13 protein-coding genes and 1 pseudogene are annotated in these 16,331 nt (G+C 69.5%); 7 read left to right on the forward strand and 7 right to left on the reverse strand.

Annotated features, from left to right (window positions below):
* Positions 1-5 precede the first annotated feature (5 nt).
* The 6 genes from ACWD4J_RS30040 to ACWD4J_RS30065 are packed head-to-tail and all read left to right on the forward strand — an operon-like array spanning position 6 to position 8,404.
* The gene (locus ACWD4J_RS30040) at positions 6-1,022 is read left to right on the forward strand and encodes a 2-dehydropantoate 2-reductase (RefSeq protein ID WP_451398584.1); all 1,017 of its coding nucleotides are present in this window, start codon (positions 6-8) and stop codon (positions 1,020-1,022) included.
* Positions 1,023-1,074: 52 nt separating this feature from the next.
* Positions 1,075-1,944 (forward strand): alpha/beta fold hydrolase, encoded by an 870-nt coding sequence (locus ACWD4J_RS30045; RefSeq protein ID WP_451398585.1) that lies wholly within the window; start codon positions 1,075-1,077, stop codon positions 1,942-1,944.
* Positions 1,945-1,973: 29 nt separating this feature from the next.
* Positions 1,974-3,689 (forward strand): bifunctional 3-(3-hydroxy-phenyl)propionate/3-hydroxycinnamic acid hydroxylase, encoded by a 1,716-nt coding sequence (locus ACWD4J_RS30050; protein ID WP_451398586.1) that lies wholly within the window; start codon positions 1,974-1,976, stop codon positions 3,687-3,689.
* On the forward strand, positions 3,646-4,608 hold the full coding sequence (locus ACWD4J_RS30055) for a 3-carboxyethylcatechol 2,3-dioxygenase (protein WP_451398587.1): 963 nt from the start codon (positions 3,646-3,648) through the stop codon (positions 4,606-4,608). Before ACWD4J_RS30050 ends, ACWD4J_RS30055 begins: the two co-directional genes overlap by 44 nt.
* A complete protein-coding gene (locus ACWD4J_RS30060) occupies positions 4,605-5,438 on the forward strand; it encodes a 2-keto-4-pentenoate hydratase (RefSeq protein ID WP_451398588.1) in 834 nt (277 codons plus the stop codon). Before ACWD4J_RS30055 ends, ACWD4J_RS30060 begins: the two co-directional genes overlap by 4 nt.
* Before the next feature lie 20 nt (positions 5,439-5,458).
* Positions 5,459-8,404 (forward strand): FAD-binding and (Fe-S)-binding domain-containing protein, encoded by a 2,946-nt coding sequence (locus ACWD4J_RS30065; protein WP_451398589.1) that lies wholly within the window; start codon positions 5,459-5,461, stop codon positions 8,402-8,404.
* Between the two features lie 32 nt (positions 8,405-8,436).
* On the opposite strand, the gene ACWD4J_RS30070 is transcribed toward ACWD4J_RS30065, so the two are convergent.
* The 7 genes from ACWD4J_RS30070 to ACWD4J_RS30100 all read right to left on the reverse strand — a co-directional run bounded on the left by ACWD4J_RS30070 (position 8,437) and on the right by ACWD4J_RS30100 (position 15,453).
* Entirely contained in the window at positions 8,437-8,841 is a 405-nt protein-coding gene (locus ACWD4J_RS30070) for an integrase core domain-containing protein (protein WP_451398590.1), read from the reverse strand.
* 279 nt (positions 8,842-9,120) lie between these two features.
* Entirely contained in the window at positions 9,121-9,327 is a 207-nt protein-coding gene (locus tag ACWD4J_RS30075; RefSeq protein ID WP_451398591.1) for a hypothetical protein, read from the reverse strand.
* Between the two features lie 195 nt (positions 9,328-9,522).
* Entirely contained in the window at positions 9,523-9,825 is a 303-nt protein-coding gene (locus tag ACWD4J_RS30080) for a transposase (RefSeq protein ID WP_451398592.1), read from the reverse strand.
* 249 nt (positions 9,826-10,074) lie between these two features.
* Positions 10,075-12,324, reverse strand: a complete 2,250-nt coding sequence (locus ACWD4J_RS30085; RefSeq protein ID WP_451398593.1) for a cytochrome P450 — start codon at positions 12,322-12,324, stop codon at positions 10,075-10,077.
* 16 nt (positions 12,325-12,340) lie between these two features.
* The gene (locus ACWD4J_RS30090; protein ID WP_451398594.1) at positions 12,341-13,558 is read right to left on the reverse strand and encodes a serine hydrolase domain-containing protein; all 1,218 of its coding nucleotides are present in this window, start codon (positions 13,556-13,558) and stop codon (positions 12,341-12,343) included.
* A 14-nt stretch (positions 13,559-13,572) separates the two neighbouring features.
* Entirely contained in the window at positions 13,573-14,385 is an 813-nt protein-coding gene (locus ACWD4J_RS30095; RefSeq protein WP_451398595.1) for an SDR family NAD(P)-dependent oxidoreductase, read from the reverse strand.
* A 471-nt stretch (positions 14,386-14,856) separates the two neighbouring features.
* Complete coding sequence (locus ACWD4J_RS30100; RefSeq protein ID WP_451398596.1) at positions 14,857-15,453, reverse strand: TetR/AcrR family transcriptional regulator; 597 nt, start codon at positions 15,451-15,453, stop codon at positions 14,857-14,859.
* A 4-nt stretch (positions 15,454-15,457) separates the two neighbouring features.
* Here ACWD4J_RS30100 and ACWD4J_RS30105 point away from each other — a divergent pair.
* Positions 15,458-16,054, forward strand: a pseudogene (locus ACWD4J_RS30105) (LysR substrate-binding domain-containing protein); the annotation flags it as partial.
* Positions 16,055-16,331: the final 277 nt, after the last annotated feature.

The raw sequence follows: 16,331 nt of genomic DNA on the forward strand, positions 1-16,331 counted from the left end.
CGCTTATGAGAAAGGTGATTGATGTGAAGGTCTGCGTCTACGGGCTCGGTGCGATCGGCGGCCTCGTCGCGGCCCGCCTCGCCCGGGCTGGCACCCAGGTGAGCGCGGTGGCGCGCGGCGCGACCCTTGCCGCCGTCCGCGAGCGGGGCCTCGTCCTTGACGAGGCCGGATCGGACGGAACCCGCATCACGCGCACGGTCCGTGTCGAGGCGTCCGAGGACCCGGCCGCTCTTGGCCCGCAGGACCTGGTGGTCATCGCGGTCAAGGCGACCGCACTGGACCAGGTGGCCGGGCGTATCGCCCCGCTGATGGGCCCGGACACCGTGCTGCTGCCTGCCATGAACGGTGTCCCGTGGTGGTTCTTCCACGGCCTGGACCACGGCCTGGGCCGGGAGATCCGGCTGGAGGCCACCGACCCCGGCGGCCGGATCAGCGCCGCGCTCCCCGCTGGCCAGGTGCTCGGCACCGTGCTGCACCTGAGCGCCTCCGTCACCGAACCCGGGGTGATCCGCCACGGGGCTGGCGACCGGGTCATCCTCGGCGAACCCCTCGGTACCCCCTCCACGGCCCGCCTCGACGCGGTCGCCGCAGTGCTGCGCAAGGGCGGCTTCGACGTGGAGACCACGAGCGCGATCCAGCGGGAGGTGTGGTTCAAGCTCTGGGGCAACATGACCATGAATCCGCTGTCCGCCGTCACCGGTGCCACCCTCGACCGCATCCTCGACGACCCCGAGGTCCGGGGCTTCGCCACCGCTTGCATGCGCGAGGCCGCCCAGGTCGGGGCGCGCATTGGACTGCCGATCGACGCCGATCCGGAACAACGACACGCCGTCACCCGGGAGTTGGGCGCGGTGAAGACATCGATGCTGCAGGACGCGGAGGCCGGGCGGGCCATCGAACTCGACGCGCTGGTCGGCTCGGTCGCCGAACTCGCCCGAGCCGTCGCCGTCCCCACCCCGAACATCGACACGCTGCTGGGCCTGACCCGCCTCAGCGCCCGCGTCCGCGGCCTTTTGCCGTAGCCCGCACGGCAGCCCGCTCAGGCCCCCCAACACCTCACTGAAGGACCTCACCATGACCGCGACTTTGCACTCCAGCATCTGGGCCGATCTGCGGTATACCGCCGTCACCCAAGGCTGGCTCGACGCGGGCGGCGTCCACACCCGCTACCTGTCGTCCGGCGACCCGGACAAGCCGCTGCTCGTGCTGCTGCACGGAGTGGCAGGCCACGCCGAGGCCTACGTCCGCAACCTGGCCGCGCACGGCGAGCACTTCCACACCGTGGCCATCGACATGCTCGGCCACGGCTGGACCGACAAGCCGGACCACCCGCTGGAGATCCGCCACTACACCGACCACCTCGCCTGCGTCCTCGACGCGCTCGGCGCAGACCGCGCCCACATCAGCGGCGAGTCCCTCGGCGGCTGGGTCACCTCCCGGTTCGCCATCGACCACCCGGACCGCGTGCACCACGTCGTCCTCAACACCGCGGGCGGCTCCCAGGCCGACCCGGCCGTCATGGCCCGCCTCAAGTCGCTGTCCATGGCCGCGGCCGAGGACCCGTCCTGGGACCGGGTGAAGGCCCGCCTGGAATGGCTGATGGCCGACCCGGCCGACGTCAGCGACGACCTGATCGCCACTCGCCAGGCGATCTACGCCCAGCCCGGTTTCACCCGCGCCATGGCGCACACGATGGCGCTGCAGGAAATGGAGATCCGGCAGCGCAACCTGCTGCACGCCGAGGACTACGCCAGGATCACCGCCCCCACGTTGGTGCTGTGGACCAGCGACGACCCGACCGCCGACGTCACCGAGGGCAAGCGGATCGCCTCGATGATCCCGGGCGCGTCCTTCGTCGTGATGGACGGGTGCGGGCATTGGCCGCAGTGGGAGGACATGGACACATTCAACCGGATCCATCTCGACTTCCTGCTGGACCGCTGAGAGACGGACGTCAGAGAAGGGGATTGACCATGGTGGACACCACCAGCACCGCCGGGCATACAGGGCGCGACCTGACCGACGGTGTCCTCGTCGTCGGGGCAGGCCCCGCCGGCCTCACCCTCGCCAACTACCTGGGCGGATTCGGGGTGAACGTCCTTGTCGTGGAGGCGAACGAGGAGCTGATCGACTTTCCGCGCGGGGTCGGTATGGACGACGAGTGCCTGCGGTCCTTTCAGGCCGTCGGGCTCGTCGACCAGGTTCTGCCGCACGTCACCCCGAACCAGATCCAGCGGTTCGTCAACGGCGATGGCAAGCTGCTCGCAGAGATCGCCCCGCGCACCGACGAGTTCGGCTGGCCCCGCAAGAACGCGTTCATTCAGCCGCTCGTCGACCGGGAGCTGTACTCCGGCCTCGACCGCTTCCCGCACGCCGAGGTGCTCTTCGGGCACCGCATGACCGGCTACACCGAGCACGACGACTGCGTGGAGGTCGCCCTGGAAGGGCCAGGCGGCGCGCCACTCACGGTCCGCGCCGCCTATCTGGTCGGCACCGACGGCGGACGCAGCCTGACCCGGCACACCATGGGTGTGGCCTTCGAAGGGCACTCATCGCCGAGCCGCTGGCTCGTCGTCGACATCCGCAACGACCCGATCGGCACTCCCAACGCCTACATGGGAGCCGACCCGACCCGCCCCTACGTGTCCATCGGCCTGCCGCACGGCATCCGCCGATTCGAGTTCATGCTGCTCGACAAGGAGAGCGAGGAAGAGGCCGCCGAACCGGCGTTCCTGCACCGGCTGCTGGCCCCGCACGTCGCCGACCCGGCGGGCCTGGACTACATCCGGCACCGGGTCTACACCCACCATGCGCGGCTCGCGGGCTCGTTCCGCAAGCGCCGCGTCATGATCGCCGGGGACGCGGCGCACCTGATGCCCGTCTGGCAGGGCCAGGGCTACAACAGCTGCATCCGCGACTCCACCAACCTCGGCTGGAAACTCGCCATGGTCGTCAAGGGCATCGCCGGTGACGCGCTTCTCGACAGCTACGACAGCGAACGCCGCGACCACGCCGCCGGCATGATCAAGATCTCGGTGGTGGCCGGGCGGGTCATCTCGCCCACCAACAAGGCCGTCGCCCGGCTGCGTGACCTGGCCGCCGCGGGCCTGAACTTCTTCCCCGCCGCAAAGAGTTACTTCACCCAAATGCGGTTCAAACCGATGCCCCGCTACACCACCGGCGCCGTCGTCGGCGCGGCGGACGCCACCGAGAACTCGCCCGTGGGGCGGCTGCTGATCCAGCCCCGCGTCGACACCGAACACGCCAAGAACGTACGGCTCGACGAGGTGCTCGGCCCGTGGTTCGCCGTCGTGTCCTGGGGCAACGACCCGGCCGCCGTCCTCGACGCGGACGCCGCAGCAGTGCTGCGGCGCATCCGGGCCCGGCTGGTCCAGGTGGTGCCGGCCAGCCAGGTCGCCGAGGCCCGCGCCCGGCAGCCCGAAGGGTCCCAGGTCGTGATCGTCGGGGACCGCACCGGCGCGCTCAAGCGCTGGTTCGACTCACACGAGGCGCCGGTCGTCATGGTCCGCCCCGACCGGTTCGTCGCCGCCGGCGGCCACGCCCAGGACGCCTCGGCCACCGTCCGCCGACTGGCCGCCGCCCTCACGCTGACGGACACACAAGAGAAGGAGAAGGGAGACGTCGATGCCGCTCGCACTGGTCTGCATGTCGCACAGCCCACTGCTTGACCTGGCCCACCCGGCGCCCGAGATCCGCCAGGACGTCGAGTCGGCGTTCGACACGGCCCGCTCGTTCGTGGCGGACTACGACCCCGACCTGGTCGTGGCGTTCGCCCCGGACCACTACAACGGTTTCTTCTACGACCTGATGCCGCCGTACTGCCTGGGGCTCGCCGCCGAGGGCATCGGCGACTTCGGCACCGCCGCCGGCCTGCTGGACGTACCGGAGGACCTGGCCCGGCGCTGTGCGCAGGCCGTCCTTGACGCGGGCATCGACCTGGCCGTGTCGCTGCGCATGCAGGTCGACCACGGCACCGTGCAGCCGCTTCAGATCCTCCTCGGCTCGCTCACGGCCCGGCCCGTCATCCCCTGCTTCGTCAACTCGGTCGCGCCGCCCTTCGCCCCCATCTCCCGGGTACGGGAGCTGGGGCAGGCACTCGGCGGTTTCCTGGCGGGGCTGGACGGCAGGGTGCTGCTTGTCGGCTCCGGCGGTCTGTCCCACGACCCGCCGGTGCCCCGCCTGGACGGCGCTACCCCCCAGGTGCGGGAACAGCTGATCGCCAACCGTGCCCCCAGCCCCCAGGCGCGGGCGGCCCGGCAGCAGCGGGTGATCGACGCGGCGGCCTCCTTCGCAGCGGGCAGCGGCGAGCTGCGCCCCCTCAACCCGGCATGGGACGAGCGCTTCCTCGACCACCTGCAGGCCGGCGACTTCGCGGCGCTCGACGCGTACACCAGCGAGGAGATCAGCGCGCAGGGCGGCAACTCCGCGCACGAGATCCGCACCTGGATCGCCGCCTACGCCGCCCTGGCGGCGGCAGGCCCATACACCATGACGTCCCGCTACTACCGGCCCATCGAGGAATACATCGCTGGTTTCGCCGTGACGACCGCACAGCCGGCGGACACCGTCGGCCTGGTCAGGCCATGACCGCTCTCCCGTCCGCCGCCGTCACACGGGACGCCGAACTGCGCTCCCTCGCCGATGAGTTGCAGCGGGCCGCGCACACCCGCGTGCCCGTGCCGCCGCCGCACCAGCGACCCGGCGAGCTGGACACCACCGAGGCGTACACCGTGCAACGCCACCAGTTGGCGGCACGGACCGCCGCCGGAGCCCGCCTCGTCGGGCATACCGTCGGCATCACCTCGGCCGCGCTGCGCCGCCGCCTGGGCACCGACCGGCCCGCCCACGGCTTTCTGCTGGACACCATGCGCTACGACGACGGGGCGACACTGCCCGCCGACCGGTTCTTGGCGCCCCGCGCGCTGCCCAAGCTCGCGTTCGTGCTGAGCCGCCCGCTCGCCGGCCCCGGGGTGGACGAACAAGCCGCCGCTCGGGCGGTCGGCGCAGTCCTGCCGGCCCTGGAGATCATCGACTCGCGGGTGCGGATGCGACACACGTCCTTCGCCGACACAGTCGCCGACAACGCCTCCGCCGCCGCATTCGTCCTCGGGGCGGGCAGCGGCCGGCCGCCGGCCGGGCTGGACCTCGACGAGTGCCTCGCGGAGCTGGAGGTCAACGGAGAACTCGTCGCCTGGGGGCGCGGATCCGACGTCACCGGTACCCCGCTCGGCGTGCTCGCCCACCTCGCCGACACCCTCGCCGAGCGGGGCGAGGCGCTGCCCGCCGGACACATCGTGCTGGCCGGAGCGCTGTCTGGCGCCGTGGAGGTGCACGCGGGGGACCGGCTGGGAGTGATCTTGCCCGGCATAGGATCGGTGTGGGCCCACCTCGGCGAGACGGCCGGTTTGAGCGCATGACAAACCAAACGAGAGGCAGCATGACGACCGACACGATGCGGCACGCCCGGTCGGCGGAGCCGGACAGCGGGGAGCTGGTCGCCGCACTGCGACGCGCCGGGGTCAGCAGGGTGGACGACTCGGCGCTGGCCCGCTCCCTGTACGCCTCCGACGCCTCGCTGTACCGGATCCCGCCGCGCGCGGTCGTTGCACCCCGCGAGGTGGAGGAGATCGTGGCCGTGCTCGCAGTCTGCCGGGAGCTGGGCGTGCCGCTCACCCTGCGCGGTGCCGGCACGTCGCTGGCCGGCAACGCGGTCGGGCCCGGCGTCGTCATCGACACCTCCCGCCACCTCAACCAGATCCTGGAGATCGACCCCGAAGCAGGGACCGCGCTGGTGCAGCCCGGTGTCATCCAGGAACAGCTGCACCGGCGGACCGCACGGCACGGGCTGCGCTTCGGACCCGACCCCTCCACCCGCACCCGCGCCACCCTCGGCGGCATGATCGGCAACAACGCCTGCGGCTCCCGCGCCCTCGGCTACGGCCGCACCAGCGACAACGTCCTCGGCCTAGACGTCGCCTGCGGCACCGGCGACCGGCTGCGCCTGGGCCAGATGCCCGGTACCGACGCCGACCGGGACCACCCGCTGCTCCGTTCGCTGCGCGATCTGACGCGCGCGAACCTGGCGGTGCTACGCACCGAGTTCGGCCGGTTCGGCCGCCAGGTCTCCGGCTACTCCCTCGAACACCTCCTGCCCGAGCGGGGCTTCGACGTCGCCCGCACCCTCGTCGGCAGCGAAGGCACTCTGGCGCTGACGCTGGGCGCCCGGCTTCGCCTGGTGCGTCAGCCCGCCGCGACGCTCCTCGTTGTCCTCGGCTACGCATCGATGGCCGAGGCCGCCGACGCGGTACCCGCGCTGCTGCCGTACTCCCCGGTCGCCTGCGAGGGCCTCGACAGCCGGATCACCGACGTCGTACGCCGGCGGCGGGGGGCCCGGGCAGTGCCCGACATGCCTCGCGGATCGGGCTGGATGCTCGTCGAACTCGCCGGCCAGAGCATCGGTGAGCTCGTCAGCACCGCCCAGCGCCTCATCTCCGACTCCGGCGCCCTCGACGCGATGGTCGTCGACGACCCGGCACGTGCCGCCGCGCTGTTCCGTATCCGCGAGGACGGCTCCGGCCTCGTCGCCCGCACCGAGACCGGCGCCCCCGCGCACGCCGGATGGGAGGACGCCGCCGTACCGCCCGAGAAACTCGGCACCTATCTGCGAGATTTCGAGGCGCTGCTCGTCGAGCACAGTCTGACCGGGGTGCCGTACGGACACTTCGGCGACGGCTGTGTGCACGTACGCATCGACTTCCCACTGCACCGGCCCGGCGGCAGCGGCGTCTTCCGCGCCTTCCTCAAGGAGGCGGCGGCGCTGGTCGCCCGGCACGGCGGCACCATCTCCGGCGAGCACGGTGACGGCAGGGCCCGCGGCGAACTGCTCCCGCACATGTACTCCGACGCGGCCATCGGCCTGTTCGAGAAGGTCAAGCAGATCTTCGACCCGGATGACCTGCTCAACCCCGGTGTCATCGTGCGCCCCGCGCCTGTGGACGCAGATCTGCGCGCCGCCACCGTGTCCCCGCTGACCCACCGCGAACTGCCCACACTGGCCTGGGCATACGAGGAGAACGTCGGCGACCTGTCGCTCGCCGTGCACCGCTGCACCGGCGTCGGCAAGTGCCGCGCCGACAACACCTCTACTGGCGGCGTCATGTGCCCCTCCTACCAGGCCACCCGCGAGGAGAAAGACTCCACCCGCGGCCGGGCCCGCGTCCTGCAGGACGCCGTCTCCGGCAAACTCGGCCCCAACCCCTGGCGCTCGAAGGAGCTGCACGACTCGCTCGACCTGTGCCTGTCCTGTAAGGGCTGCGCCTCCGACTGCCCCACCGGCATCGACATGGCCGCATACAAGGCGGAGGCCCTGCACCAGCGCTACCGGCGCCGCCTGCGACCCCGCAGCCACTACGCGCTCGGCTGGCTGCCCCGCTGGACCCGTCTCGCCGCCCGCATACCGCACGGCGCCCGCATCGCAGGCGCCGTCCTCCAGTCCCGTGCGCTTCGGCCCCTGGTGGCGTGGGCGGCGGGCATCGACGCCCGCCGCGGGCTGCCGTCATTCGCGCCGGTCACCTTCCGCCGCTGGTTCGGCTCCCGCACCCGCCCTGGCGGCGCGCAGGCTCCCCACGGGGAGGTCGTGCTGTTCGTGGACTCGTTCACGGACGCCTTCTCGCCCGAGGTCGGCCAGGCCGCGGTGGCGGTCCTGGAGGACGCCGGATACCGGGTGACAGTCACCGCCGAACCCGTGTGCTGCGGCATCACCTGGATCTCCACCGGTCAACTCGACGGCGCCCGCGCCCAGTTGAGGCGAACGGTCGGCGCGCTGCTGCCGCACGTACAACGCGGCGCCACCGTCGTCGGACTCGAACCCTCCTGCACCGGGGTACTGCGCGCCGACGCCGCCGAACTCCTCGCAGGTGCTGGTGACGACGAAGCCGCCCAAGGCGCGAAGGACATCGCGGCCGCCACCCGTACCCTCGCCGAGCTACTGACCGCCACGCCTGGCTGGACACCACCCGACCTCTCCCACGCCACCGGCATCGCCCAGCCCCACTGCCACCACCACGCCGTCATGGGCTGGGAGGCGGACGCCGCCCTGCTGCGCCGGGCCGGAGCAGATATCCAGCGCCTGGGCGGCTGTTGCGGACTCGCGGGGAACTTCGGGGTCGAACAGGGGCACCACGAGGTCTCCGTCGCCATCGCCGAAGGGCAGCTGCTGCCCGCGGTACGTGCCACCTCCGTGGACGGCACCGTCCTCGCCGACGGCTTCAGCTGCCGTACCCAGCTCGACGACCTGGCTGGTCGCCGCGGCGAACACCTCGCCCAGCTCCTCGCTCGCCACCTTCCCAACACCGCTACCGGCAGGGGCGGCGGCACTGACTGACGGTGCGGGTGCCGACACATCATCCGGGCAGGTCACGCGGCATGTCGGTACTCGTGGAGGGTGCCGCCGAGCCGGTTGCGTCGGTGAACATCGAGGCGGGTGATCCGGTCCGGATCGGTGACCGGGCCGGGCAGTGCATGCAGCGGAGCGGCCTGGCCAAGGGCCTGGTGGGGCCGGTGTTCGATATCGTGGCGCTCGAACTCACGCAGCACGTGCAGAAGGTGGCGCTGATTCCAGACCAGGGTGCGGTCCAACAAATCGCGTTGGCAGGTCTGCACCCAGCGCTCCATGATCGAGTTCATGCGTGGCATCTGGATCCCTGTGGTCACCACGCGCAGCCCGGCAACCTTGAGCACGGCGTCGAACGCCCTGGTGTACTTCGAGTCCCGGTCACTGATCATGAACTTCGCCTTCGCGCCCGCATCCTCGAGGTCCATGACGAGGTAGCGCCCGAGCTGAGCAACCCACTGCCCGGTGGGGTGCGCAGTGGCTCCGAGGATCCGTATGCGCCGGGTGGCGTGCTCGATGACAGCGAAGGCGTAAAGCCGTGCCCCGGTCAGGGTGCGCGTCTCGAAGAAGTCGCACGCGAGCAGCGCCTCCGCCTGGCTGCGCAGGAAGTCGGCCCAGGTCCCGTGGTCGCGTTGGGGGAGGGAGCGATGCCGTGTTCTTCGAGGATCTCCCAGACGGTGGAGCCGGCACCTTGATGCCGAGCGCAGCTAGTGCTGTGGCCGCATAGGTTCGCCGGGTTGTGGCGGGCGCCTCCCTTTCACCGGCAGGTCATCGGCGGCCTTCCTCGCCGAGCGCGCCTTCTCGCTGGCCAGCCACGCGTAGAAGGAGGAGCGGGCCACCTTCAGCAGCCGGCACAACAGGGCAACATTGTGGGTGGTCTTCTCCGCCTCGATGAACGCGTACACCTCGCTCATCGATCGCTCTCCTTGATGCTCCTATGTCAAGCGGCCAACTCAACTGGCTCTGGAACGGGTTGGCTGCACTGGAGCCGTGCGGCTTCATCGGCGAGCAGAGCACGGAAGACCCGGTCCGAGATACGACGCTTGAGCAGGCGGGGAGCCAACCCCGCCGGTCCTGCCACTCTGACACCACCCGGGTGCCGGCGCCCTCTACTTTGGCATTGACGCGAAGAAGACCGCTGCTTTTCGCAGCACATCGATCGTCTCCGCCTGCTCGGCGGCCAGTCTCCGCAGTCGGCGCAGCTCTTCGCGCTCGGCCGTCGTCAGCTCTCCCGGCGCCCCCCTGCCCACGGTCGATCGTGTCCTGCTTGACCCAGTTCCGCAGTCTCTCGGCGCTGACCCGATCTCCCGGGCCACCTCGGTGACGGTCTTCCCGGACGAGCGCACGAGCGCGACCGCGTCCCGTTTGAACTCCTCCGTGTACCGCTTGCTGCGGTTGCTCTTGCTTCCCACCTGGCACTACTTCCTCTGGAACCTCACGTCCCAGTCTCCAGGTGTCCACGATCAAGGGGAAGGTTCAGCACCGCCAGCTCGTACCGCGCGCGTATTGATGGTGCGCGGTTTCGTGGGGCTGTCCACAGGCGCAACCTCCAGCACTCGAGCGGAAGACCTGCCGGGAGGCCGCCGCCCTGCCCACGACGTGGCGGGGCATCCGCTGTTGGGATGCCCCGCCACGTCGTCATGTGTATTGCTTCGAAGGTGTCAGAGGTCCAGGACCAGACGGGGGCAGCCCTCGGTGGCACGTGACACACAGATCATCATCGTGTCGTTGGCTGCCTGCTCCTCCGCGGTGAGGATCGAGTCCCGGTGGTCGGCGGCTCCGTACAGAATCCGTGTCTCGCAGGTGCCGCACGTCCCCTCCTTGCAAGAGGACAGCACGGTGATGCCATGGGCCTCTGCGACTTGGAGGACGGATCGGCCCGCGGGTACTTCCGCCCGCACGCCGGTCTGGGCGAACTCCACCTCGAACGCTGCGTCGGGTAGGTCGCGCAATGCCTTCTTGGGTGCGAACCGCTCGGTGTGCAGGCTCCCTGCCGGCCAGTGAGCCAGCGCGCCCTCAAGTGCGTGGAGCAGTGGCTCCGGGCCGCATGCGTAGACGAGCGTCTCGGCCTGGACGGTGGCGAAGATGCCCGGCAAGTCCGGGTGGCCGAACTCGTCCTGAGGTACCGGTTTCACTCTGTCGCCGTACTTCTCCAACTCGTCGAGGAAGGCCATCGACGCGCGGGTGCGACCGCCGTAGTGCAGCTCCCAGTCGGCGCCCGCTGCCTCGGCCTGTTCGATCATCGGGAGGATCGGGGTGATGCCGATGCCGCCCGCGACGAAGACGTAGCGCGGTGAGGACACGAACTGGAAGTTGTTGCGTGGCCAGCCCAGGCGGAGTCGGGTACCGACCTCGCACGTGTCGTGAAGTACCTGCGATCCGCCGCGGCCGTTGGCCTCCCGCAGCACGCCCAGCCGCCATTCGTCCGGCTGGGACGGCGACGACGACAGTGAGTACTGCCGCACGACGACGCCTCCGTTGACCGGCACGCGGATGTCGACGTGCGCGCCAGGACCCCATTCCGGCAGGGCCTCGCCGTCCGGATGGGCGAAGCGCAGTGCGACGACACCGTCCGCCACCGCTTCCTTCCCGACCAGGACCAGCTCCATCTCGCGCTTGACCCGCTTCTTCTGACGCTCGACGTCAGCTGGGTCCCAGACCACGGGCAGAGACAGGCGGACCGGCAGCAGCGCCATCCTCGCGAAGTCGAGCGGGACCTCGTCGGCAGGGCGCAGGGAAGGCAACCGTTCGAAGAGGACCTGGAGCCCCATCGCGCCCTGCACGCGGGCGAGCGCTTGCCCGAGACAGGTGTGCCGGCCGGCGGTGAAGGCCAGATGGTCGGCCGGGTCCTCGCGGTGGATGTCGAATTCGAAGGGCCGCTCGACGTGGGCCGGGTCCGTGTTCGCGCTCGCGAGGGAGACCCAGATCATGTCGCCCCGAGAGATCTTCACACCAGAGATCTCCATGGCGCGCATCGCCTTGCGGGAGGCGAAGGGCGACGACGGACGGCGGCGGACGGTCTCCTCGAAGACGTTCGCCCACAGCGCGGGATCTTTGAGCGCCTCGTCGACGAAGTCGCGCCTGGGGCCGAGGAACAACACGGCGTTCGCCATCGCCTGGGCGGTGGTGTCGGCTCCGGCGAGTGCGAACTCGCAGACGTGCAAGGCCACCTGGGGCACGGACAGGACGTACTGACCGTCGCTGGTCCGCTGCGTCGCCATATCGCTGATGAAGTCGTCACCAGGGTTTTCACGACGCTCGGTGACGACCTGCTGCAACTGGGCGAAGGAGGAGGCAAACCGCTCCCACACCTCGTCGACGATCTCCGGCGGCATCTGTTCCTGCGCCGAGGACAGAACCCGGCCCATGTCACCGCGCAGCCGGCGCATCATGGCGTCGTGCTCCCAGCCCAGGCCCAGGTGGGCGAGAAGGGTCTGGGTCGTCAGCTCCAGGCAGTACTCCTCCATCAGATCGGCAGAGCCCTGGTTTTCGATCTTGTCCAAAATGCGGTGCGCGCGTTCCTCGATCTGCGGGCGCAGCGCCTCCATGCGGTCCTTGCTGAACCCGCGCAGAGCCGCGTTGCGGTGAACCGTGTGCAGGTCGGGGTCCATGCCTACGATCATCTGGGACATCAGGCCCTGGGGGACGACGTCCCGGTACTTGGGCGGGACGTCGATCGTCGCGGTGTTGCCGGAGGAGGAGAACTCCTTCCAGTCGGCCAGCACACGGAGCACGTCCTGGCGTTTGGTGACGACCCAGGCGTTGAGCCACTCGTACCAGAACACCGGGTGCTCGTCGCGCACCTTGGCGAAGTGCATGGAGGGGTCGTGGTAGTAGTCGTCGCTCATCGCGTCGAACCCGTGCGCTACGGGGCAACGGCCGGTGGCGGGCGGTATTGCTGTTTCGATCATCGCCGACTCCGGGTTCTCACAGGGCCGCAGCCACGGCCATGGTGGAGAGCTTCTGAAAACGTGCGACGTTCTCGCTCTCCTCCATGACTCCGGCGGACAGGAAAACGAAGGTGAGGTCGCGGTCCGGGTCGATCCAGAACAGCGACGATCCGGCGCCGTAGTTGCCGTGCGTGCGCGGCGAGGTGAACGGGCCGAAGAAGCTGGGCGCGGTGCCCGTACCCGACAGGGAGAAGCCCAGACCGAAGTTGCCTTGAGGGACCTCCCAGCCGCGGGCTACCGCCATCTGGGCGTAGAGGTCGTTCGGCATGTCACCGGTCTGCAGGGTGGTGGCCTGGTCGACGACCGCCGGGGCCAGCACCCACTGCCCGTCATGCAGGCCACGGCGGCGGATCATCTCGGCGAACGTGAAGACGTCACGGGCGGTGGATACGGAGCCCACCCACGGCATCTCCGCGTCCTCGGTGATGTGCTCGTTGAGGCACTCGATGTCGCTCGGCTGTAGGAATCCGCCCTGGGGCAGGTACGCCTTGAGCGGCACGGCCCGGTCCTTCAGCGTCGCCGGCAGACCGAACGAGGTCTCGTCCATGCCCAGCGGATCGAAGATCAGCTCTCGCGCCAGGTCCCGGAACGACGCAGCGCCGTACGCCCGCCGCACCATCTCGCCCATGAGCGCGTGGTTGATCGCGGGGGCGTAGTTGAGGTTGGTGCCGGGGTCGAACAGCACGTCTACCGTGGCCAGCGCCTGGACGACGTCCGCGAGCGCCCCGAAGCGGTCCGGCCCGAGTCCTGGGTTGGGCGTCGGCGGCATGCCGGAGCGGTGGGTGAGCAGATGGATGAGGTTGATCTTGTCCTTGCGCAGCATGTGGAACGGATCGGTTCCCAGGAACTCCGGGATCAGGTCCACGACGCGTGTGGACAGAGCCAGTTTCCCCTCGCCGATCGCACGCAGAGCCATCGCGTTGGTGAAAGCCTTGGTCAGTGACAGCACACGGAACACGGCGTCCATTGCGAGCTCACGACCGGTGGCACGCTCGTGCCAGCCGAGTGCGGTGTCCGCGACGATGTCGCCGCCCCGGGCGAGGATCATGTGCGCGCCGTCGTAGGTGCCGTCGGCGATGTCGCTCGTGATCTCGGCGACGAGCCGGGCCAGCGCGCGGGGGTCGACGTCGTCCCGGGCGACGACACCGGGTCCGGCGGCTTGGGCGACGGGGACGGTGGTGGTGTCAGAGGTCATGATCGCCAGACCCTTCACTGCATCACGAGCCCGCCCGAGGGCGAGATCGTCTGGCCGGTGTAGTAGGAGCCCTCGTCACCGGCGAGGAACAGGACGGTCCTGGCGATCTCCTCCGGTGCGGCGGTGCGGCGAATGGGCTGCATGCCGACGAGGAAGTCGATGAACTCGTCGTCGCTCTGGCGGAAGAGCGGCGTGTCGATGGCGCCCGGGGCGAGCGCGTTGACACGGATGCCGAACGGAGCGAGTTCCACCGCACCCTCGCGCGTGAGGCCGAGAACGGCCGCCTTGGAAGCCGGGTAGTAGGACGGCATGGCCACACCCATCAGCGCCGCGGCCGAGGAGAAGTTGACGATGGCGCCGCCACCGTTCCTCTTGAGCAGTGGCGTGGCGGCCCGCATCGTGTAGAAGGTGCCGTAGAGGTTGATCCTCAACACCCGGTCGAAGTCCTCGTCCGTGATGTGCTCGATGAACTCCGGGTTGTGGCGGCGCCCCTCCTTCGCCGCGATGAATCCCTTGTAGTTCTCCTCGTTGAGGGCTTCGAGAGCGGCGCGGTTCGGCGCGTTGACACCGGCGGCGTTGACAAGGGTGTTCAGGCGGCCATGATCCGCTTCCACCCGTGCCAGTGCCTCGCCCACAGCCGTGCTGTCGGCGATGTCGAAGGCAAGCGGGATCGCGCGTTCCATGCCCTTGAACGCTTCGCCCAGAGATTCAGCGGAGATGTCGGCGCCGTAGACGACGGCACCTTCCGCATGGAAGGCACGGGCCACCGCGAGACCCATGCCGGACGCCGCTCCAGTGACGAGAACGACGTGATCAGCGAACTTCATTGTTCCTCCTGCAACTTCCCAGGTCACCTGACACCGGGGATCAGCACAACGGAGGCTCGCACATTTGCTTGACATATGTCTAGTGAAAGTGGAGTGCCTTTTTGCTGCAGCGACCACCCTCCGGCGTGAGGCGCACCGCTACGAGTGGTGCGGCGTCGAGCCCCCGCAGCAAAACCGCGGCGGCTGGCCAGGCAAGGGCCACGGAGGCCGTCGGCTCCCGAGGCGGCGTCGGTTTACCACGCTACAGAAGGGTTCCTGCCGACAGGGCCGGCCTTGCGCCTCTGGGCGGTAACCGCATGGCGCGGGATGCGGTGCCGAATTCCACTGCACAACAGCAGCCGGATCGCCCGCGGGAGGCCACCGAGCATCCCCGTGCCCCTGGCGCGGACGTGACGGCACGCGTCGACCGCGCCCCTGCGCACCATCGCACAGGGGGTGCATATTGGCTAGACGGCCGTCAATCCACTGAGATCAGTCGGAGTGGCTTGGCTGCCCACTCAGGGCATGGGCGAGGGCATCGGCGAGTTCCAGCACGATCACGTCGAAGAACGCCGGGCGATCGCGCACCACAGCGAAGTAGAACGCACGCTCGATTGCCATGATGAGTGCGATGATGCGCGCCCGAGCCCGCTCCGTCGCCACCCCGTGTTCGGTGAGCCGGCCAACTGCTGCGGGCATCGCGTCCGTGAGGCGGCCGTAGAGGGCGAACCACTCCTCGGCCACAGCCTCTTCGTTTGCCAGCGCCTGTTCCATCGAGGTGAATTCCATGCGGTACCGGCGCCACAAGGCAGCGTGCTCCCGCAGCCATTCACCCGTTACGGCAGGCGTGGGCTCCAGTGTCGCCAGATGTTCGTACGCGGCCACCACGTCCGGCTCGACTCCACGCATGATCTCAACGACGATCTCTCCCTTGGAGCGGAAGTGCAGGTAGAAGGTCGCCCGCGAAACATCGGCCGCGCGCGCGATGGCGTCTGCCGTGGTCGCCGTGTAACCCTGCGCAACAAACAGGCCGCGCGCGGCATAGACCAGCGCGGCGCGCGTGCGACGCTTCTGCTCGGCGCGCGACACTCGGGCAGCCTTCTCCGGCACTAGAGACCCTTCCGATCGGACGTGTGTCCACTCTACCGAAGGGCCTGTGACCAGCAGAAAGACGAAGCCGGTCCTCGACGACCCCCTCCAACTCCTCACCGGGCCGGCCCACGAGCTCGCCGGCGTCCGCGCGGTCACGCCCGCCGATCTTGCCGGGTACCGGATCTGGATGCCCGCCATCGTCCCCGGTACCGAGTGGGCCGCTTACTACGACGAACTCGCCACCGAGTTCGGGCTCACCTTCGACGCGATCGGCCCCAACTTCGGCACCGACGCCCTCCTGGACGTGATCGCCGATTCCTCGGCACTGGCGACCTTCGTCGGTGAAGAGGTCCGGCTCGTCTGGCCCGCCCACTACGACCTACGGCGCATCGCCGTGCACGACCCGACACCGGTCTACCCGCACTCGCTGATCTGGCGCAGCGACAACCCGCACCCCGCACTCACCACACTCCGCAACTACCTCGGTTCCACGCAGCCCGACCACCCCGACACCGACACCTGGACACCGAAATGGGCTCAGCGCTCAACACCACAGCGGCACCCCAGCGGCAACGACGTCACGAGCCACGAGGGTTAGCGGTGAGAACGATCAAGGAACGGGGCTCGACGGCTGTTATCGCCGGGAGCGAGCAGGCTCGTGAGCTCGGCGATCGCCTCCGGGGACGGCTTGAAGTAGCGGCGGATCAGATTGTCCCGACGCTCGCACGGGCACACGCAGCCGACTACTACGCAGGCCGAGGCAGAGTGAGCGGCAACCTGCGCAGTTCGGCAGCAATGTGTACTGCAGGAGCACGGACCTAACCGGTCGTCAAAAAGAACTGACATTCCGTCAAAAGCGGTAAGGCGCACACCTA

Source organism: Streptomyces sp. NPDC002577, assembly GCF_053594815.1.

What these genes read in the sequence shown, in the direction of transcription:
- ACWD4J_RS30065 (WP_451398589.1), top strand. Translation starts at nt 5,459, where the DNA reads ATGACGACCGACACGATGCGGCACGCCCGGTCGGCGGAGCCGGACAGC.
- ACWD4J_RS30050 (WP_451398586.1), top strand. Translation starts at nt 1,974, where the DNA reads ATGGTGGACACCACCAGCACCGCCGGGCATACAGGGCGCGACCTGACC.
- ACWD4J_RS30070 (WP_451398590.1), bottom strand. Translation starts at nt 8,841, where the DNA reads ATGGACCTCGAGGATGCGGGCGCGAAGGCGAAGTTCATGATCAGTGAC.
- ACWD4J_RS30090 (WP_451398594.1), bottom strand. Translation starts at nt 13,558, where the DNA reads ATGACCTCTGACACCACCACCGTCCCCGTCGCCCAAGCCGCCGGACCC.
- ACWD4J_RS30095 (WP_451398595.1), bottom strand. Translation starts at nt 14,385, where the DNA reads ATGAAGTTCGCTGATCACGTCGTTCTCGTCACTGGAGCGGCGTCCGGC.
- ACWD4J_RS30075 (WP_451398591.1), bottom strand. Translation starts at nt 9,327, where the DNA reads ATGAGCGAGGTGTACGCGTTCATCGAGGCGGAGAAGACCACCCACAAT.
- ACWD4J_RS30040 (WP_451398584.1), top strand. Translation starts at nt 6, where the DNA reads ATGAGAAAGGTGATTGATGTGAAGGTCTGCGTCTACGGGCTCGGTGCG.
- ACWD4J_RS30055 (WP_451398587.1), top strand. Translation starts at nt 3,646, where the DNA reads ATGCCGCTCGCACTGGTCTGCATGTCGCACAGCCCACTGCTTGACCTG.
- ACWD4J_RS30085 (WP_451398593.1), bottom strand. Translation starts at nt 12,324, where the DNA reads ATGATCGAAACAGCAATACCGCCCGCCACCGGCCGTTGCCCCGTAGCG.
- ACWD4J_RS30060 (WP_451398588.1), top strand. Translation starts at nt 4,605, where the DNA reads ATGACCGCTCTCCCGTCCGCCGCCGTCACACGGGACGCCGAACTGCGC.
- ACWD4J_RS30045 (WP_451398585.1), top strand. Translation starts at nt 1,075, where the DNA reads ATGACCGCGACTTTGCACTCCAGCATCTGGGCCGATCTGCGGTATACC.